The 19,758-nt window shown below is 43.1% G+C and carries 13 protein-coding genes and 1 riboswitch; of the genes, 6 read left to right on the forward strand and 7 right to left on the reverse strand.

Going from position 1 to position 19,758, the window contains the following annotated elements:
* Positions 1 to 143 precede the first annotated feature (143 nt).
* Genes GW828_RS07955 through GW828_RS07965 form a run of 3 tightly spaced genes read right to left on the reverse strand, consistent with a single transcriptional unit; the run spans position 144 to position 4,821 of the window.
* On the reverse strand, positions 144 to 1,418 hold the full coding sequence (locus GW828_RS07955) for a cytochrome c (RefSeq protein WP_273059284.1): 1,275 nt from the start codon (positions 1,416 to 1,418) through the stop codon (positions 144 to 146).
* A complete protein-coding gene (locus GW828_RS07960) occupies positions 1,415 to 1,951 on the reverse strand; it encodes a (2Fe-2S)-binding protein (protein WP_273059282.1) in 537 nt (178 codons plus the stop codon). Before GW828_RS07960 ends, GW828_RS07955 begins: the two co-directional genes overlap by 4 nt.
* The gene (locus tag GW828_RS07965; protein WP_182742875.1) at positions 1,948 to 4,821 is read right to left on the reverse strand and encodes a xanthine dehydrogenase family protein molybdopterin-binding subunit; all 2,874 of its coding nucleotides are present in this window, start codon (positions 4,819 to 4,821) and stop codon (positions 1,948 to 1,950) included. The genes GW828_RS07960 and GW828_RS07965 overlap by 4 nt, the downstream gene beginning before the upstream one ends.
* A 626-nt stretch (positions 4,822 to 5,447) precedes the next feature.
* Between GW828_RS07965 and GW828_RS07970 the strand changes: the two genes are divergently transcribed.
* Positions 5,448 to 6,602: a GGDEF domain-containing protein gene (locus GW828_RS07970; protein WP_273059279.1), complete on the forward strand. Its 1,155-nt coding sequence runs from the start codon at positions 5,448 to 5,450 to the stop codon at positions 6,600 to 6,602.
* 189 nt (positions 6,603 to 6,791) lie between these two features.
* Here GW828_RS07970 and GW828_RS19310 read toward each other — a convergent pair whose 3' ends face one another.
* Entirely contained in the window at positions 6,792 to 8,114 is a 1,323-nt protein-coding gene (locus tag GW828_RS19310) for a methyl-accepting chemotaxis protein (protein WP_182697470.1), read from the reverse strand.
* Positions 8,115 to 8,671: 557 nt separating this feature from the next.
* Here GW828_RS19310 and GW828_RS07980 point away from each other — a divergent pair.
* The 4 genes from GW828_RS07980 (at position 8,672) to GW828_RS07995 (ending at position 11,921) form a co-directional block, all read left to right on the forward strand.
* Positions 8,672 to 9,958: an acetyl-CoA hydrolase/transferase family protein gene (locus tag GW828_RS07980; protein WP_273059276.1), complete on the forward strand. Its 1,287-nt coding sequence runs from the start codon at positions 8,672 to 8,674 to the stop codon at positions 9,956 to 9,958.
* A gap of 282 nt (positions 9,959 to 10,240) precedes the next feature.
* A complete protein-coding gene (locus tag GW828_RS07985; protein ID WP_182697468.1) occupies positions 10,241 to 10,780 on the forward strand; it encodes a type II secretion system protein in 540 nt (179 codons plus the stop codon).
* 177 nt (positions 10,781 to 10,957) lie between these two features.
* Positions 10,958 to 11,380, forward strand: coding sequence for a thioredoxin TrxC (gene trxC, locus GW828_RS07990; protein ID WP_182755003.1), 423 nt, complete (start codon positions 10,958 to 10,960; stop codon positions 11,378 to 11,380).
* A 94-nt stretch (positions 11,381 to 11,474) separates the two neighbouring features.
* On the forward strand, positions 11,475 to 11,921 hold the full coding sequence (locus GW828_RS07995; RefSeq protein ID WP_182722709.1) for a DUF3465 domain-containing protein: 447 nt from the start codon (positions 11,475 to 11,477) through the stop codon (positions 11,919 to 11,921).
* A gap of 367 nt (positions 11,922 to 12,288) precedes the next feature.
* Here GW828_RS07995 and GW828_RS08000 read toward each other — a convergent pair whose 3' ends face one another.
* The 3 genes from GW828_RS08000 to metH all read right to left on the reverse strand — a co-directional run bounded on the left by GW828_RS08000 (position 12,289) and on the right by metH (position 18,312).
* A complete protein-coding gene (locus GW828_RS08000; RefSeq protein ID WP_165870058.1) occupies positions 12,289 to 13,449 on the reverse strand; it encodes a lipase family protein in 1,161 nt (386 codons plus the stop codon).
* 32 nt (positions 13,450 to 13,481) lie between these two features.
* The gene (locus GW828_RS08005; protein ID WP_273059273.1) at positions 13,482 to 13,970 is read right to left on the reverse strand and encodes a DUF6795 domain-containing protein; all 489 of its coding nucleotides are present in this window, start codon (positions 13,968 to 13,970) and stop codon (positions 13,482 to 13,484) included.
* A 625-nt stretch (positions 13,971 to 14,595) separates the two neighbouring features.
* Complete coding sequence (gene metH, locus GW828_RS08010; RefSeq protein ID WP_273059271.1) at positions 14,596 to 18,312, reverse strand: methionine synthase; 3,717 nt, start codon at positions 18,310 to 18,312, stop codon at positions 14,596 to 14,598.
* A gap of 420 nt (positions 18,313 to 18,732) precedes the next feature.
* Between metH and GW828_RS08015 the strand changes: the two genes are divergently transcribed.
* A complete protein-coding gene (locus tag GW828_RS08015) occupies positions 18,733 to 19,446 on the forward strand; it encodes a histidine phosphatase family protein (RefSeq protein ID WP_273059269.1) in 714 nt (237 codons plus the stop codon).
* Between the two features lie 136 nt (positions 19,447 to 19,582).
* Positions 19,583 to 19,703: riboswitch (cobalamin riboswitch) on the forward strand.
* The last annotated feature ends 55 nt before the right edge of the window (positions 19,704 to 19,758 follow it).

Raw genomic sequence — 19,758 nt, forward strand, 5'->3', positions numbered from 1 at the left:
CTTTTAGTGCCTTGCTTAATAAACGGGTTTATCCCAAAAAAGTTAATGTTTATCGCCTCCCCGCTCAAGCCAACTGTTATCTGTATTGCAATAAAAAGCCGACCTCAGGTCGGCTTTTGTTTAAGCTGATATGTTACACATGTTTAATCATGTTCGAATATCACTTCCTTTAAATCACTGATTGTATTCAAGGTTAAATCGCCTGGTTGAGGACTCCAAGTCACTCGCAGGTAGTTAGCTAAGTCTCTTAGCTGCTCATCGGTAAATTTATCAGCATAGCCTGGCATGGCATAAAAGCTGGTGGTAGTGTTGTAATGTTGGCTTTTAATTCCCTTTAACATCACCGCGACTATGTTGTGGGGGCTGGCTTTATCTAAAGTGGCATTTCCTGCCATGGCAGGGGCTACATTAGGTCGACCTTCACCACTTTGACCATGACAACCGGCGCAATATCCCATGTAGAGATCATACCCAGGTAATTTACGCTGATGGCCGTTAAAGGTTAGCGCTTTCGCGTCTATCTTCTTATCGGTATCGAGTAAGTAACTGCTTACTGCGAACATATCATCGTCAGTTAAGTGGCTAAAGCTGTGGTACACCACAGGATACATGCCACCAAATACTGTGCCTTTTCGAGAATACCCCTCGGTAAACAGTGACTTTAAATCATCATGAGTCCAGTTTTGGCGATTCAGTTCGGCTGGAGTAATATTCGATGCTTCAAGCCCTTCGATAATTGCACCTTGAAAGTGTTTGTCTTGCTCCATGGCAAATAAGCTGTCTCTTGGAGTATGACATTCAGCACAATGGCCCAAAGCATTGACTAAATAGTTACCGCGGTTCCAACGTTCACTCTTATCTTTTTTAGGGGTAAACTTTTTTGCATCATGGGCGACTAAATTCCATGCCTTAAGACCAAAGCGGACGTTAAAAGGGAAGTAGACATCATTGTCGAGATTAGCTTGTTTAATGGGTTTGGTGCCCATCAAATAAGCATAAATCGCTTGGGTATCTTCATCGGTTAACAGGCTGTAAGACGTATAAGGCATCGCAGGATATAGATTACCGTTTATGCCGACACCATGATGCATAGCATCAAAAAAATCTTCGTAGCTGTATTTACCTATACCTGTTTCTTTGTCTGAGGTGATATTGGTTGAGTACACAGCGCCAAATGGCGTTTCGAACGGTAAACCACCGGCTAATTCGCGGCCACCCACTGCGGTATGGCAAGCCACACAGTCACCTATCTTCATCAGATAAGCACCGCGTTCGATGTCACCACTATTATTGACATGCTCATCGGCCGCGCTACAAGAACTGGCGAACACGCTTAGACCTATGGTCAATAATAAATTTTGACCTAGCTTACCAACCTTTATAAGGCGGGCGGTATATTGTTGGTCGCATGGTTTCATGAGAGTGTTAACCCCTTTGTTTTGAGGATTAAATCTTTCATCGCCGCATAGTATTTAACGTAGCCAGTACAGCGACATACGTGCTCAGCTAAGGCCTCTTCTATCACTTGCTCCACTTTATCTTTGGCGATAGGTTTACGTTCCAGTCGTTCTATCAGTGCCGTCGATTCATTAACAAATCCTGATGTACACCAACCGCACTGAAACGAGAAATGTTCCAAGAAAGTTTGTTGTACTGGGCTCAGTGTAGTGATTTCGCCTTGAGCATTTTGCTTGGCATGGCCTTCAATGGTACGAATACGTTTGCCATTAAACCGCTCGACGCCGTTGATACAAGTGCGGACAACTTCACTCATGCCTTGGTCGTCATCGACGATGACAGTGCAGGCATGACAGACGCCAATGCCGCAACCAAACTTAGTGCCTGTGAGATTTAAATACTCATGCAAAAACTCAATCATCATGGTGCCATCGCCGACATCAATCGGGCCAACAGCTTGGTTATTTATGGTTAACTTTATTGACTGGCTCATGCCATGGCCTCCTTGATTTTTTTCGCTGTCATAGGCAGATCGTAAAAGCGCACTTGAGTCGCCTGATAAACAGCTTCAACCAGTGCGGAAACGACAGGTATCATCACCACTTCGGCAATACCACGGCTTGGATCTGTTTCAGACAATTGCGGTAAAATAGTATGTCGCTGACTCCAAACGCCAACATGCCTTGCTAGCGGTACCTTATAGCGATTGAGGTTCCACGTACCGTTACCCGCTCCTGCTTCAAATGGCGGTAATTCTTCATGTAGAGCATGGCCAATTCCCATGGCAAGACCGCCTTGAATTTGCCCCTCAACTAATTCGTTCACAATCACTTTACCGGCTTCTAACCAAGTGTGAGAACTCAGTAATGTGACTTCACCATTGCCTTCATTTACTGCCACTTCGACTAAGGTTGCGCACGGAGCATAATAAGTCACCATGGCATTATTCAGCTCAGCTTTGGGGTAGCGCATAGCTTGACGATCGATTAAGTGATAACCGTTAGAGTTCATGCGAGCGATACGAGCAGCGCTGCCATGATATTTATCACCTTTTCCGTATTGCAATGCTAAGGCATCTAGCGCGATACGCTCCTTGGTACCGAAAATCTCAAAATCCGCTTCGGCCCACGCCCAGCGGTTAAAGGCATGACCCATTACGCCAACCACTAAGCCCAAATCATGGGCGCGTTTAGCCAAGATATCGATTGAAAGCGGAGGGAAGCCCAATGCAGTTAGCTTGCCGCCAGTCCAACGGCCATCGCGGGGGTCATTGAGATTGGTTGCGCCCATTGGCGTATTGAAATACAACTCGTTCCAAATAGACACGGCTGCGGGCCACAGTCCGTGACGATAAATAATATCGGCGGCAATACGGGTAACATGGCTTTGATAATACGCCGACATCGATGCCGATGATGCCATGGCTTTAACCGGTGTCCAGCGAGGGTTAGCGGCCATTTCATCTTGGCGTTGTTGTGAAATAATATAAGGATTGTCGGTTTGTACTAATTGCATCGCATCCCAAATATCGATTTCGGCCAGTTTCACCTCATCGGCAAAATTCCCTAGCGATTCACTCACCACTACAGCTTGAGAGGTTTGCGTGCCAGTACCCATTTCGATAAAGCCAATATCCAAGCTTATTTTACCGTCTTTAGACAATTGAATCGCAGCGCTGGGAGCTGCGGCGCCTGTACCATAGTCTTTAGTGGCAATACCAAAACCAACGCCATAGCGCATGCCAGGGTGTTTCGCTTCATAGTCTTTTTTATTGATTACGCGTTGTTGCCACACGGTATCTTGTTCGGCCATGTCGAGCATTTCACGATAGCGCAGGGTGCCATTAGGTATTGCACCTTGGGTATTACGTTGCCCCGAAACCATCACATTAGCCGCTCGTAACTTAAACGGATCGACCTCTAGCTCAGCTGATATCTCATGGATCATACTTTCCATTGCGGTCATCGATTGCAATGTGCCATAACCCCGCATCGAACCCGCATCAGGATTACGCGATGCATAAGCGGTGGCGACAATGTCATTACGCGGGGTGTAGTAAATGCTTTGCATTGCTGTCGCGCCAACCGAGGTTACGGATGGGCTGAAGTTTTCACGTCCACCGCCATCAACCGTCATCTGTGAAGTTAATGCTTGAATTTTTAGGGTCGCTTTATCGACAGCTAAGCGGCTTTTCATGGTAAACGGATGGCGCTTTAGACCTGATTGAAATTGCTCAAATCTGTCGTTGGCTACACTTACTGGCCCCTTGGCATAAATGGTTGCCAGTACACCATAGTAAGGAAATATCGAATGATCTTTCGCGCCAAAACCGCCACCAATATAAGGCGAGTGCACCACGAGATTATTCACTTTACCCGCTAATGGCCCCGACGACAGCATGTGCACGGCCATCTCTTGGAAGTCTTGTGGCGATTGTGCAGTAATCACGGTATGGAATGTTTGGCTATTGGCATCAAACCAACCATTGAAGGCCTCTGGTTCCATCATCATAGGATCAATGATTTGAGTGCGATATTCCCGCTCTAATACTTGCCATTGCTGACTCGTTTTAGCACTTTCAATTTGTTTATCTATTTCGCCAGCATAAAAAAGACCGCGCTCAGACACTGAGCCTTGGGCATTTGCATCACCTGACCATTCGGGTTTGTAGTTTTTAATATTGGGAAAAAACAATCCATCGTGCAATGGGCTGTATGTATCCTCACTGGCACCATCTTCACCTTCTACCCGAATAATACGCCAATTGGCATATGGGTTTTTAGTCTCGGATACAAAAGGCGTTTCTTCACCATAGCGCAACAAAGCCTTGTCAAATTGCAGTAAAGATTTAGCTTGTTTAAAGGCATGAAAACTGTCGAATAATAAAATCGCCACTGCATGCCCCAGATAATCTGCGGTCTGTCCCTCGGCCAGCAACATATTATCACCGTAAAAGTCAGGCAACTTAACCTTGTCGCGGGCAAGATCTGCCGCAGTGATCACCTTGTAGGGTTTAGCCGAAGCGGGGAGATGGTCGAGCGAGAAGCCTTGATAAACATGAGCTGCATCAGTAGCTCGCAGGATAAAAGCATAGCCTTGCTGTTTTGGCCAGCCTGCCATATCCATTGCGCGGTAGTCGCGGCCATAGACTTTTTGGCCAGTAACTTTGGCAATACCGTCGTTACGAAATTTGGGAGTAGATTGCCCGTTAGTCTGAGTTTGCCATTGTGCTGCTAGTTCTGGAGAAATAATCGACGCATTGGCTCGACTCATTTCCCACAGTAAAGGCGCTGAATAAACAGCCACGCCACCAATCACGCATTGTTTGATAAAGGTCCGTCTCGACGCATTAGATACATCCATATCTCACCTCTGAAATTTTAATAGTAAAATCAGGCTCTAATGTAATATACGCCTGATAAGCTTTTTCCTTGATGGTAATTTTCACTGTTAAATAATGTTGATTATCAACATAACGTATAACCAAGTTAGCACGATAAAATTGCAAATAACAATTGCAAACCACTTTGCTAATGGGCAGTACATCAGCCATCTTTTAGGTTAAGTGATAATACTAAATAGAACATAATCATATAGTTGTAGACATATACTATGTGCAGCGCTATCTTAAGCCTACTACAAGGATCAACCTTAAGCGCTTAATCTTGGCGATTAATGGCAAATGGCATCAGGATGATGTGTCACGTAGCGCTTACGACACCACAATGACTTTCTTGGCAATCCATTTTCAACTTGTTGATAATTAATATATCTTTAGCCTAATTCACCTAGATTATCTCTGTGTTTTTAAGTGAGTTAGCCGGTTATTGTAGCTTGCTAAGCGGTGCTGAGATTAACAACAGAATGATAAACTTGATGGCATTGAGTGAAATACAAGTCGATAAGCTTACCACAGAGTTGCTTTATGGTTAATTACTACCATTAATTGATAGATTCAAAAGGGGATCTATTTAGTTGCTAGGAATGAAATGCATTTACCCACGCTGATTGTCATTACTTTACTCACCAATTTGTTGATTGGTTTTTACTTGTCGATACTTTATCGACGCAGACCTAAAGACAAGTGTTTTAAATATTGGGCGCTATCATGTGGCTGCTTTGTTTTTGGCATTTCAGCCTCGGTCTCTAGAGGATATGACGTTCCGGCATTTTTTAGTTTTTTTGTCGCCGATTTCTTCCTCATTGTCACAGCAGTATTAGTCTTACTTGGGTTAATACGCTTTTCACGATTTCGCTTCACTAAAGCTAAACGCCAGCGTAGTATCGCCATTCTCTGTTTAATGACTTTGGCACTATTCTTTAGCTATCATAATCCGGCGTTAGTTACCCTAGTCGGTTCCTTGAGTGTTGCAATGCTATTTATTGCCGGTGCCTGGCTTATTAGGCGTTCAGTATTTAATGAACCTATCTACACAGGAACACTGCAGTTCATTTTTATTTTGCACAGTGTAGTTTTGATAGTTCAAGCCGCACTCGTTTGTTTTCATTGGGATAACATCAATTACAGTGGTTTGCCTGATCAGGCTATATACACTCTGCTTAGCCACGTTACATTGACAACACTTACAGCTTTATTATTGCCTTGGTTGTCATTTTTAAAACTGGAACGAAGTCTTACTATCAAGTCACAACGGGATGGTTTGACTAAGCTGGCTAATCGCACATTCTTTTTCAGTCAGGTTGAGCGTCATTGGCTGCAATACCCGCAGGTAAAGGTCGTGTTGATGATGATTGATATTGATCATTTTAAGGAGATCAACGATAAATTCGGCCATCACGTTGGTGATATAGCCCTTAAAGCGGTAGCTGACATTATGTCTAAAGGACTCAGAAGCCACGATCTTATCGGTCGTATTGGTGGTGAAGAGTTTGCTGTTATCTTATACAACATTGAGTTAGATGTAGCGCAGCAAATTGCTAACCGTCTGTGTAATCAAGTTATGAAGCAAATGGCTGTTATCGATGGCCATAATATTAATTTGACCATCAGTATCGGTATGGTGCAAGTTTTGCCAGCCCATAATCAGATCCATGGCGCTTTTAAAGTTGCCGATGAGGCGTTATATCACAGTAAACACAGTGGCCGAAATACGGTTACCTTAGGTCAACTTACTGAGGTATAAAGCTAATAGAGGCCCGATGCTTACGCTGTCCTCAACCTAGTCATGGCGCTTAATTAATGTTTAACAGCAAATGACATGATTGATGGATACCCTGTTGCAAAGCCATTGTTAAACTAACAAAGAGATTGAGATATTAACCAATGCCTCAATCTCTTTGTGTATAAAACGTAGAAATAGAATTAACTAATATTAAGTATTAAGTTGATTGGCAAACTGACCAACCGCATTAACAACCTTTTGTGCCCCATCTTGAATTTCTGACATTACCTCTCCAGATTGGGTAGACAGAGTTAATCCTTGTAGTGCTTGTTTTTTCCCCGCCTCAATCATGCTAACGGCATTTTCAGTGAGTTTTTTGTTTTTAGACACTACCTCAACGATTTCTTCGGTAGCCTTGCTGGTGCGGGATGCCAGCTGTCTAACTTCATCGGCAACCACTGCAAAACCTCGGCCTTGTTCGCCAGCGCGAGCCGCCTCAATCGCGGCATTTAATGCCAGTAGATTCGTTTGGTCGGCGATACCACTGATACTTTGCACCAGTGCCCCAATCATTTGCGACTGTTTGTCTAAATCTTCTATCCCTTGGGCTGCGGCGTTCATTTGTAACGCCAACTTGTTCATGACCTCAACCATCTCTAACAACACTTTATTACCTCTTTGTGCTGTAATATCGGTTTGTTGAGAGGTGCTGTAAGCGATATCGGCCGCTTCTGATATCGCCTGTTCACGGTTGACTTGGTCTGTAATGACAGTCGCAAATTTCACCACTTTGTACAGCTTATTATAACTGTCGAAAATCGGGTTGTATGAGGCTTCTAACCAAACAACTCTGCCATAGCTATCAACACGTTTAAAGCGATCAGCAACAAAATTTCCGTTACGAAGTTTTTCCCAAAAATGTTGATATTCGGTGGAGTTATGCTCCTGCGGTTCACAGAAAATTTTGTGATGCTTACCGACAAGTTGGTTTTTTTTGTAGCCCATGGCATTTAAAAAATTATCATTTGCTGTTAACACAGTGCCATCTAAATCAAACTCAATAACCGCAGTAGAGCGCTGTAAAGCTTGGATTAAATCCTCATGCTCTTTTGAGGTTTCAATCGTGCGGGTAAGATCATTGGCGTATATCGAAAAATATTTTACTTCTCCGCTGCTCTTTTTTACCGGCTGTAAAATTGCCCTTAGCCAAGCCTCTTCACCATTACCTTTAATTATTTGCAGTGCGCCAGCCCAATGTTGCGACTGTTTTATTGCAGTACACATTGACTTGTAATGAGCTGTTCCTCTGGCGCGTTGAGGCACCATATCAATTAACTGTTGTCCAATGGGAGAGTGTTGTTGAAACAACATGTCATTAGTAAAATGTTGATTTACTTCAGTCACTTTGCCATCAGCAGCCAGTGTCATTGATATCATCTCACTATCGAGACTTTTTCTGACTTGCTGCATGGAGAACAATTCTTCTTTCAATTGTTCATTTTCTTGCTTTAAGCGACCATTAAACATCAACATATAGATTTCCAATAGGAGTTATTAATTAAGTTATTGAGATGAATTAGCTTAATAGGCAGGTTTAATGTGAACTGGTACGTAATAATTGACGCAATAGATCATTTTGGTATCAAAACTGTAGACCAAATATATTAATATTTCCTCAAGTAAAAGTCAGTATTTTAATGATTATTTAACTTAGTGGCGATAAATCATCTTATTACTGTTAATTCACCTTGCTGGTTTTTTTGAGCCGTAATTCCGTTTTGTCTTTGGGGAAGGTATCAACAGTTTACGATCGCAAGCTTGGCCTTGTATTGCCAGAAGAGGCTGCATTTAACCCTCCGAATAGGCGTGGTTTAATCGCTGCACATGCTGTTTCTGTGGCTGTTCGAGACTGTCCTCAATGTTACTTTCAGGCTCAATTCTCCCATTAGGAATGATTTGATCATTCCTAATGTCTCTATGTCTCATTTACTTAACTCTATGCTTGAGCTAAACCTTAGCTTCGTTAACACTATGTAAAGCGTTAGCTTGGCCCTGACATCACAATAGCGTCATTATGTTGAGTAATATTAATGAAACCAATAATTTGTAGCAGTGCATTAGAGGCCGTTTCATTTATTGAAAATGGTGAAACCTTATGGACTCACTCTATGGGGGCAACCCCCATATTACTGCTCGATGCGTTAGCCAAACATGCGTTAACAAAGCATGGTTTAACATTATTGCAGTTACATACCGAGGGGGCCGAGTCGTTAAGTGATCTCCGTTTAAAGGATCATATTCGCCATCGTTGCTTCTTTGCCGGATCACCCACGCGGTTGTTGCTACAAGGAGGTGATGCCGATTATGTGCCTATTTTTCTTTCTGAAGTGCCTAAATTGTTTCGTTCTGGCGAGCAGCACATCGATACTGCCATTATCCAAGTGTCTCCACCGGATAAACACGGTATCTGTTCTTTAGGCATATCGGTCGAGGCAACGCTAGCGGCTTGCCAAATGGCGGCTAAAATCATTGCTCATATTAACCCTATGATGCCTCGTACTCATGGTGATGGCTTTATTCATTATAATAAGTTGGCCGCAGTGTATGAGCAGAGCATGCCGTTACCACAACATTTATTCGCTCCAAGCGATGCAATCAGCCTGGCCATCGGCCAACATGTGGCAAAACTGGTAGGTGATGGTGCTTGCTTACAGATGGGCATAGGTGCGATCCCTGATGCTGTGCTGGCATGTTTAACCGCACATAAAGATTTGGGCGTACACACAGAGCTTTTCTCTGATGGGGTGCTTAATCTGATTGAACTTGGAGTGATAAACAATAGTCTTAAGAAAGTTCATCCCGGCAAGACTGTGACAGGCTTTGCATTGGGTAGCCAACGACTTTATGATTTTGTAGATGACAACCCTTCGGTAATATTCATGGATATTGAGCAGGTTAATGACACGGCTATTATCCGTAAAAACCCCAATGTGATGGCAATAAACTCAGCGTTACAGGTCGATATTTCAGGCCAAGTGTGTGCTGATTCATTAGGGACACAAATTTATTCAGGCGTAGGCGGCCAGATGGACTTTATCCGAGGGGCAGGATTATCTGAAGGAGGCCGATCTGTCATTGCATTACCCAGCACAGCAGCTAATGGCACTGTGTCACGAATTAGCACAGTATTATCGCCAGGGGCTGGCGTAGTAACCACTCGTGCGCATGTGCATTATATTGTCACCGAGTATGGAACCGCTTATTTACGCGGTAAATCGTTACGCGAGCGAGCCCGAGCACTGATTGATATTGCCCACCCTAAGTTTAGAGAGCAGCTTTGCCGAGAAACCTTTGATACTTGGCGACTTAAGGTTTAGCGTTACCCTAGATTACTCTAGTCATTACGCCAATGTTATTGAGTCTGTACTTAGTTTGTTGTATCTACAGGTTATATTAGATTGATGAATTAAACGACTCACGCTGCTTGCAACGATTAACCTCGGAGTAAAAATCACTATAATGACGGTGAATATTGGGGGGAGGTTAATCGGCAATAATTCACTAAAAAATAGTGACTTAATTATAATCATTTAACTATTATTAGCTTACTGAATTGATATAAACTTTGGCCATTAACTGTATCAGAGGGTATTCGTCGTATGAGTACATTAACAAAAGGTTCACGCCAATCAGGTTTTACTCTGATAGAGCTAGTGGTTGTTATTATTATTTTAGGCATTTTGGCAGTTGTTGCTGCGCCTAAATTTATCAATTTAAAAACTGACGCCCATATAGCCGCTATTGAGGGGGCGACAGGGTCGATCAAAACAGCGGTCACTTTATTTAAAACCAAAACACTGACATCGGGTAATACATTAACTGATACTGTTGAGTTTTCTGGTATAAAAGGCAGTAATTACCAGCCTTGGGCTGCTGCGGCCAATCCAACCGGAACTGGTTTTAACGCTGGTTATACTTCTGCACCAGAGATATTCAAAGCAGCAGGTTTGGACGTTAATGACTGGGCTTATCGCATTTACACATTGAGTGGGAGTTATATTCTTGCTGCAGCACCCAAAGGTGTTTTGGCTGTAGCTGAGCCAACGTCGGCTGAGGTTATCGCGACGAGTTGTTACTTCCAATATCATTGGAAGACTGCTGGTGAACCAGAGATTACCAAGGTAATTACAGGGTGTTAATAACTCAGTGGTCATCCACTGAGTTGCTGTTTCGCTTATGGCCTGCGGCCACTAACGGCTAACACTTTAGTGCCGCAGGCGATAATATGATAAAGAAGATTAAACGATTATTCGTTTAACACACCATCTAGGTTTATGATTTAATAGTCTCAATAATGAAGTTGATGAGGTCTAATCATGATAATAGCCTGTCCCCATTGCGATACCTTAAATCGCGTCCCTGAAGAACGTCTTGAACAACAACCCACTTGTGGAAAGTGCAAACAGAGCCTATTTGTGGGTGAGCCGATAACACTAACTGCCGCAAATTTTAGTCACCATGCTAATAAATCAGAACTGCCACTGGTGGTCGACTTTTGGGCTAGCTGGTGTGGCCCGTGTAAAAACTTTGCCCCAGTATTTACACAAGCAGCTAAAAAATGGGAACCCAAATTTCGTTTCGGCAAACTCAACACCGAAGAGCAACAAGCTCTCGCTGCCCAATTCAATATTCGCTCTATTCCAACCTTGATGGTATTTAAACAAGGCAAAGTTGTTGCACAGCAATCGGGCGCTATGCCTGCATCATCATTTAACCAATGGCTAGAGTCGATTAAATAGATTGTGGACGTTAGATTACTCATTAAAAACGCGATAAACTATCGCGTTTTTGCTTAGCTTTATTTTGATTGTTGTTTAAAAGGATTTGATAAACATGAAAAAAATCTTAGTTATCTGCTTATTTGGCCTCGCATTATTTAGCTTTTTAGACCGAAAGGTTTCAACCACTCAAATTGTACAAAACGTTTATGCTGGTTATACCGCTGACAGTGATAGTGTGTTGCAAAATGCTATTGATAATAAGCTAAGTAACCTTCAAGTTGGTGGTTCAGGGGATGTGGTAAAAATACTTGCTGACGATCTGAAAGGCAGTCGCCACCAACGATTTATTCTGAAAATTGCCGGCGGTAACACGCTATTAGTTGCCCATAATATTGATTTAGCCCCACGGATAGAAAACTTAAATGTCGGCGATACGGTCGAGTTTTACGGCGTTTATGAATTTAACAACAAAGGTGGCGTTATTCATTGGACTCACCACGACCCACGTGGACAACATCAAAGTGGCTGGTTAAAGCACAATGACAGTATTTATAAATAAACAGTCGCTTGACTCAGGTTCAGTAAACTTAACAATTCGCTCAATTTACTATCCGTTTATTTCTACCTAATGATATTTGAACCGAGTAACGTTGTTGCACAGCAATCGGGCGCTATGCCCGCATCATCATTTAACCAATGGCTAGAGTCGATTAAATGAGTTTAGTGTCAGTAAAGATAAGTGTGTAGTGTCAATATGAAGCTAAGTTTAATGAGGGAATAATAGAGTTCGGGAGTCTGGTACTTATACATCATGGTTCAGTTAATAGCATAAGGGATTACTTACGTATTCGGGTACGTAAATAAAAGGTCTCGGTCCTGATGATATATTACAGTGACCGAGACCTTTGTTAGCGTCATTATAATTATTATTTGTGAACTGACTTAATCGCTTCTTTTACACTACTATACAAGCGTGAAAGCATTCTATTGAAAATGGCTCGAATAGTGGCATAAGTTAAGTCAACTACGGTTGTGACTACAGCCCCTGCAAAAGACAACATATGGCCGAGTAGGCCTCTGACATCGTCGGCGAAAGAATCTGCCGCGGCTGCAATTTTTTCAAGGGTTTTGGCGACAAGATCATAGAATGTCAAACCGTAAGAAGCCGTCGCTTGCGCTACAATTGCACCATAATAGCCTGCCTCTTTTAAGACAGTAATTAATGCTGCACTGAGTTTGTCGCTCCACTGATCTGAATAGCTTGCTTGATTGCGGTTTTCATAACGTAATTTTACCGGCTTTAAATATTCGCTAGCTTTAACGTGTAAATGGCCCCAATGCTCAGTGTTTGCAGAGACTAAATAACCTGGTTCAGCCCCAGCTTTAGGATCCATACCATGAGCACTAATCCTCAAACCTTGACTGTTATCTAAGCGATATTCAACACCTTGATAAGGTGCATGAATAAAAGGCCATAAAGGCACTTTAGGGACTACATCGGCGCCGTGTGTGCAGCGAAAAATTTGATTTAGTCTATGGGTATTAGCTGTGGCAAAACCTTGTTGTCCAACTCTTGGGGCACCAAAAGTGTATAAATTAATATTTGAAGCGTAATTATTAACAGATGCCCAGTCGGCAGCAAGTGAGGCGATTGCTCCTCCTAAGCTATGTCCGACAAAATGTATCGCCTTTCCAGGATTTGAGGTACGCCACTTATCTAAAAAAGTCGCAAACTGCGGTCTTAATGAAGTAAAAGCATTATTAAATCCAGCGTGTACTATTTGGCTACCATCACCGACACTTAAGCCAACTTGCGCATTTGTAGCCCAGTCTGCTGCAGAACTAAATTCTGTGCCGCGGATCGCTATGATAGCATCTCCTTGGTATTGTCCTTTGCCTAACCCCATCGCCGCAAAACCTGACTGGCGATTAAAAATAAACCCGCCAGTTTTTCCTATGCCTACATTGTTGAATGTAAAGTGTTTGTTAATATATGGGTTACCAAAGTTTTGTACTAACTCTAAATCGATTACATCGTACACTTTAGCTGCAAGCTCTGAGGCTAATTTAGGGGTTAATTGAGTCATAAACATTCCTTGTTAACTAGTATTGTTATTTGCTATGCACCGAATCTTTTTTGCTTCTCGATTTCTAATTTTTCCAGTTCAGGCCAGCGACAAATACTGAATATCTGATATCGCACAACTCCGCTGGGGAACTCTTCATCAATGATTTCTTGACTAATGGCTTCATTAGCTAGGTCACAATTTAATTGTGCTAATCGCTCGACTAGATAAGATATATGTTTCTCGCCTCTAGCCACTGTTGACCAAAGAAAAGTGTCTGTATAGTCACCTTCTGCGACTTTAATTGCTTGCGCAACGCGCGTTTCGGCGAAAGGCTTGTTAGGGTGACTTGTACTGTAAATAATTTCAGGAAAGCTAAATTTCCCTTCATTGTCAGTCGTGGTGTAATCCCATTCTATTTCTTCCATTACACCAGAATACTTATAACCCCTTTTTAGCTTAATACCTGCTAGAGGTTTTCCCTCATGGGTTAAGCTACCTATCACTTCAGGAAACACTTCGACATCGACTTTTTTAAACATGCTAAACATTGACTCCTCCGAGTAGCAACTAACGGCGACGATGAGAGATAGGAATGCAAAAATCCCAATATATGCTCTATAGGCCATAGATGAAGCAACTCCCTGTTTTGTCATTCATACGATTATTTTTTAAACGACGTTATTGTAGAGTGATTCTTTAAGGGTATCTATTATTATAAATGACTATTTTTTATGGTGTAATAATGAAAATGGGTATGTTTGATTGAGGTTTTTGTCTAATACCATGGTCGATTAAATAGGGAAAATGTTGCCGGAACGACAGGGGGGAATTCTTCTGTAAATAGAAAAGAGGGGGGGGACCATTGAGCCCTTTTCGACCTATGCAAGGGGGAACCTTACGATGTTAATTTGCTATTTGTGAAGCGCCTCGACCTCGGTAGCCACAGGCCGTAGAATTTAATAAAACAAAGGGCTGGATTCCGGCTCAAAAGCATTGCCGGAACGACGTTTGATTTGACCTGTGTAAGGGTGGGACCTGGCGATTCCCTCGGTTATTAGGCTGCAAAAGAATTAATGATCCTAATTACTCAGGATCATTATCTATTCAAGGTCACTCTAATCAGAATTACTCTTTACTCTCGGTCACTCTCTATTCTGTGGCAGTCTACTCCGGGTCATAGTCCAATACTGGCGCTAGCCACTTCTCTGTCTCTTCCAAGGTCATGCCTTTACGCTTAGCGTAGTCTTCTACCTGATCTTTACCAATATTAGTTACGCCAAAATAGCGTGATTTGGGATGGGCAAAGTACCAGCCTGAAACTGCAGCTGTTGGGTACATGGCAAAGCTTTCGGTAATATTTAAATCGATAGTCTCATCGGGTTTGAGCAAATCCCACAACAAACCTTTTTCAGTGTGGTCTGGGCATGCTGGGTAACCTGGCGCAGGACGAATGCCTTTATAACGTTCGCGAATTAACGCTTCGTTATCGAGCACTTCATCCGCGGCATAACCCCAAAATTCTTTACGAACACGTTCGTGCATGCGCTCGGCAAAGGCTTCGGCTAAACGGTCTGCTAAACATTTGAGCATAATCGCATTGTAGTCATCGTGATTGGCTTCAAAACGGGCAACATGTTCATCAATACCGTGCCCTGTCGTCACCGCAAAACCGCCCATATAGTCAGCAACGCCTGAATCTTTTGGTGCAACAAAGTCAGATAAACAGAAGTTGTCGTTACCCACGCGCTCAAGCTGCATCCGCAAATGATGGGTGGTCATTTCTAATGTGCTGCGGCTTTCATCAGTGTAAAGCTCAATGTCGTCGTGATTAACGGTATTGGCTGGGAATAAACCGATTACTGCTTTGGCGGTAAGCCACTTTTCAGCAATAATTTGCTTCAACATGGCTTGGCCATCGGCAAATAATTTAACTGCTTCTTCACCAACGACTTTGTCTTTTAAAATTTCAGGGTAATGACCGTGCAGTTCCCAGCTTCTAAAGAACGGCGTCCAGTCGATACGTTCGACTAGGTCTTCTAGCGGGTAGTCATCAAATACTTGGCGGCCTAATACATTAGGCGTAAACGGGGTGTAGTTTTCCCAGTCGTGTTGACAACGATTATCACGCGCCGCTTCAATCGATACGATGGTTTTACGCTTAGTTTGCGACAAACGTTTTTCACGCATCATGTCGTATTCGGCGTAAGCCTCGTCGATGGTAGCCTGGCGAGTGGCGTTATTAATCAGTTTTGACACCATAGGCACAGCACGAGATGCATCGGCAATGTAAATGGCGCCATGTGGATAATGCGGTGCTATTTTTACTGCGGTATGAATTTTAGAGCAGGTTGCACCACCGATAATTGCAGGGATGGTTAAGCCTTCACGGTGGAAGGTTTTCACGTTGTGCACCATTTCATCTAAACTTGGAGTGATTAAACCTGACATGCCGATGATGTCGATATTATGCTCTTTTACTGCATCGAGAATTTTATCGACCGATACCATTACCCCAAGATCGACCACTTCGTAGCCGTTGCAGGCGAGAACCACACCGACGATATTTTTACCTATGTCATGCACATCACCTTTTACGGTGACCATTAAAATTCGCCCGTTTGACTGGCCAGCAACCTTTTCCAATTCGATATAAGGATTAAGGTAAGCGACGGCTTTTTTCATTACCCGAGCCGATTTAACTACTTGTGGTAAGAACATTTTGCCTGCGCCAAATAAGTCGCCGACCACGTTCATGCCGTCCATTAATGGCCCTTCAATCACGTCCAGTGGACGCACAGCTTCTTGGCGGGCAGCTTCAGTGTCTTCGTCAATAAATTCAGTAATACCTTTAACCAATGCATGCGACAAACGCTGCGATACTGGCCAACTGCGCCAGGCTAAATCTTCTTTTTTAGCCACTTGTGAGCCATCGCCTCTAAAGCTTTCAGCGATGTCGAGCAGTTGTTCAGTGTTACTTGAGTCGGCTACAGGGCAAGTTAAGTTTTGAACTACGTTTTCAACCCGTTTTTTTAGCTCTGGGTCAATATCATCGTATATGGCTAACTGACCTGCGTTAACAATACCCATGTCCATACCCGCTTGAATGGCATGGTATAAAAACACCGCGTGAATGGCTTCGCGCACTGGGTTGTTACCGCGGAATGAGAATGACACGTTAGACACACCGCCGGAGATCATCGCGTGTGGCAAGGTGGCTTTGATGTCTTTAATGGCTTCGATAAAGTCGACAGCATAATTGTCGTGTTCATCAATACCGGTGGCAATAGCGAAGATGTTGGGATCAAAAATAATATCTTCTGGAGGAAAGCCGACAATATCGACCAAAATGCGATAAGCACGAGTACAGATTTGAGTTTTACGTTCACGAGTGTCAGCTTGGCCGTCTTCGTCAAAGGCCATTACAATGGCAGCAGCACCATAGCGTTTGACTAAGGTGGCTTGTTCGATAAATTTGGCTTCACCTTCTTTCATCGAAATCGAGTTAACAATCGACTTGCCTTGGACGCATTTAAGACCGGCTTCAATCACTTCCCATTTTGATGAGTCAATCATGATTGGCACGCGAGAGATGTCGGGCTCAGAGGCGATTAAGTTTAAAAACTTTGCCATTGATGCGACGCCATCGAGCATACCTTCGTCCATGTTGACGTCGATAATTTGTGCGCCATTTTCAACCTGCTCACGCACAACATCTAAGGCTTCTTCAAACTTTTCTTCTTTAATTAAGCGTAAAAACTTAGCTGAGCCGGTCACGTTGGCGCGCTCGCCGACGTTAACAAATAACGAATTTTTATCTATGGTCAAAGGCTCTAGGCCCGATAAACGACAAGCCACGGGCAGATCTGGGATCTGTCTGGGTTCGTGTCTGAGTACCGCTTCACGAATGGCGCTGATATGAGCGGGTGTACTACCACAACAGCCGCCGACAATGTTGAGCATGCCTTCTTGAGCCCATTGATTAATGACTTCGGCCATTTCTTCTGGGGTTTCATCGTAGCCACCAAATTCGTTGGGTAAGCCAGCATTTGGGTGGGCGGAAACATAACACTCGGCAATACGCGATAATTCTTCAACGTATGGGCGCAGCTCTTTAGGACCAAGGGCACAGTTAAGGCCAATCGATAACGGCTTGATATGGCGTAAAGAGTTATAAAAGGCTTCTGTGGTTTGCCCAGTTAAGGTTCGGCCTGAGGCGTCCGTAATGGTGCCTGAGATCATAACGGGTAGGCGATCGCCGAGTTGATCGAATACTTTTTCAATCGCAAATAGAGCAGCTTTGGCGTTTAAGGTATCAAAAATGGTTTCAACTAAAATGATATCGGCGCCGCCTTCAATTAAGGCGCTGGTGGATTCGACATAAGCGTCGACTAATTGGTCGAAACTGACATTACGAAACCCAGGGTCGTTAACGTCTGGACTGATAGAGCAGGTGCGGTTAGTTGGGCCTAATACGCCAGCAACATAACGTGGCAAACCCGTTTGCGCAGCCACTTCGTCGGCTGCTTGGCGGGCAATTTGGGCTCCGGCTAGGTTAATTTCGGCGGCCAGAGACTGCATATCGTAATCGGCCATGGCGATGGTGGTGGCATTAAAGGTGTTGGTTTCAATAATGTCGGCACCGTTTAACAGGTACTGGGTATGAATATCTTTAATAATTTGCGCTTGGCTGAGTACTAATAAGTCATTGTTGCCTTTAACATCGCAATGCCAATCTTTAAAACGCTCGCCACGATAATCTTCTTCTTCCAACTTATAGTCTTGGATCATGGTGCCCATTGCGCCATCTAAAATCACAATACGCTGCGCTAACAATACATTAAGTTGTTCAAGTGTTTGACTGTAAGAAGTCGATTTCGCCATAACAGTTACCTTTTTATCACTATGTTGCTTGATACCTTAATTGAGATAAGCATACCCTTATTTTTACCAGAGTAGGGCGATAACATCATTGTTTATTACAGCTACTACAGGCAATTTTTGGTTGCTAGTGTAGATCAGAGCTATTGCTCATAATGATGACCTTTTATATGCTGACCTGTTAAGATAGTATTTTGGACATATAAACGTATAGACGTCCATAGTACGCGAATTTTTACCGCTAGAGCAAGGCTGATTTAAGCTCAATGAGGCGCAATTTGATTTAATTTGATTTACTCGATAGCTGGATAAGCAAGTTAACATCAGAATAGTTAATTAAATTGAGGGGACATTTGCTCTGTGTTAGCAGTGCAAGGCACTGTTTGATAAATGTTTATGACTCTCTAACTGAGGTTTATGTCAATGAAGCGAGCCAAGATAATATTAATGCGCCATGGTGAGTGTGAAGGTGGAGGGATATTCCGCGGCCGCACCGATGTGAAGCTTACCGATATTGGTATGACGCAAATGCAGCAAGCTTTTATCGAGCAGCAATATCCGATTAGTCATGTATTTAGTTCGCCGTTGTTGCGTTGTCAGTTATTTAGTCAAGCTTTAGCACAGCAACTATCGTTACCGTTAACCACTTTATCTTCACTACAAGAAATTGATTTTGGTGTCTGGGATGGGCAATCATTTGATGCTATTTATCTGCAAAACCCACAACAATTTAATGCTTATTGGGATAACCCTTGGCTGGCACAAAATACACCAGACAAGGCTGAGTCGGTAACCGATTTTGCCGCACGAGTGGAAGCTGGCTTAATGACCGTTGTTGATGCTCTTTGGAGCTCTTTTGCGCAGACCGATAGTGCTCAACAAAAGCCTAATGGTGACGATTGTCCCCATGCGTTAGTGGTGACTCATGGTGGCGTAATGCGCTGTTTAGTCGGATATGTACTCAATACTGGCCAATGTAGCGGATTATTCGCTAACCTTGCGATCCCCTATGCTGCTATTATGGTGCTCGATGTGTATTGGCCTGACGATGTTGATAATATTGATCGTTTTCAGCCGCCAATAAAAGATACTAAAGCCGCTAAAGTGAGTTTTACCTTACATTGGCCTAAGACTTGAGAACCACCAGAGTCGTGTTATGGCGTTACTGTCATTGTCGTTATAGTCTCAATATCATGGTGTTAAAATGACTAGCTTACTATTTATTGTATTAACATCATGTCGTTAAGATGATTATCTTCAACACGATAGTTTAAAAAGTAGTGCCTTTCAAGGTATTGGGAATTGGGATAAGCCCAAACTGTACCCGCAACTGTAAATGGATCAATTAAGTATTGGTGCATAAGTCAGATACCAGCTTTGAATCGCCTCATTATCCATACCTAAGCGGGTGACTTAGTGGAGTGATTAAATCGATGTATGTGTTAATTA

This window comes from Shewanella vesiculosa, assembly GCF_009994065.1.
GTDB lineage: Bacteria > Pseudomonadota > Gammaproteobacteria > Enterobacterales > Shewanellaceae > Shewanella > Shewanella vesiculosa.

Coding starts and splice junctions, on each gene's coding strand:
- GW828_RS07955 (WP_273059284.1), bottom strand. CDS start 1,418: ATGAAACCATGCGACCAACAATATACCGCCCGCCTTATAAAGGTTGGT.
- GW828_RS07960 (WP_273059282.1), bottom strand. CDS start 1,951: ATGAGCCAGTCAATAAAGTTAACCATAAATAACCAAGCTGTTGGCCCG.
- GW828_RS07965 (WP_182742875.1), bottom strand. CDS start 4,821: ATGGATGTATCTAATGCGTCGAGACGGACCTTTATCAAACAATGCGTG.
- GW828_RS07970 (WP_273059279.1), top strand. CDS start 5,448: ATGCATTTACCCACGCTGATTGTCATTACTTTACTCACCAATTTGTTG.
- GW828_RS19310 (WP_182697470.1), bottom strand. CDS start 8,114: ATGTTGATGTTTAATGGTCGCTTAAAGCAAGAAAATGAACAATTGAAA.
- GW828_RS07980 (WP_273059276.1), top strand. CDS start 8,672: ATGAAACCAATAATTTGTAGCAGTGCATTAGAGGCCGTTTCATTTATT.
- GW828_RS07985 (WP_182697468.1), top strand. CDS start 10,241: ATGAGTACATTAACAAAAGGTTCACGCCAATCAGGTTTTACTCTGATA.
- trxC (WP_182755003.1), top strand. CDS start 10,958: ATGATAATAGCCTGTCCCCATTGCGATACCTTAAATCGCGTCCCTGAA.
- GW828_RS07995 (WP_182722709.1), top strand. CDS start 11,475: ATGAAAAAAATCTTAGTTATCTGCTTATTTGGCCTCGCATTATTTAGC.
- GW828_RS08000 (WP_165870058.1), bottom strand. CDS start 13,449: ATGACTCAATTAACCCCTAAATTAGCCTCAGAGCTTGCAGCTAAAGTG.
- GW828_RS08005 (WP_273059273.1), bottom strand. CDS start 13,970: ATGTTTAAAAAAGTCGATGTCGAAGTGTTTCCTGAAGTGATAGGTAGC.
- metH (WP_273059271.1), bottom strand. CDS start 18,312: ATGGCGAAATCGACTTCTTACAGTCAAACACTTGAACAACTTAATGTA.
- GW828_RS08015 (WP_273059269.1), top strand. CDS start 18,733: ATGAAGCGAGCCAAGATAATATTAATGCGCCATGGTGAGTGTGAAGGT.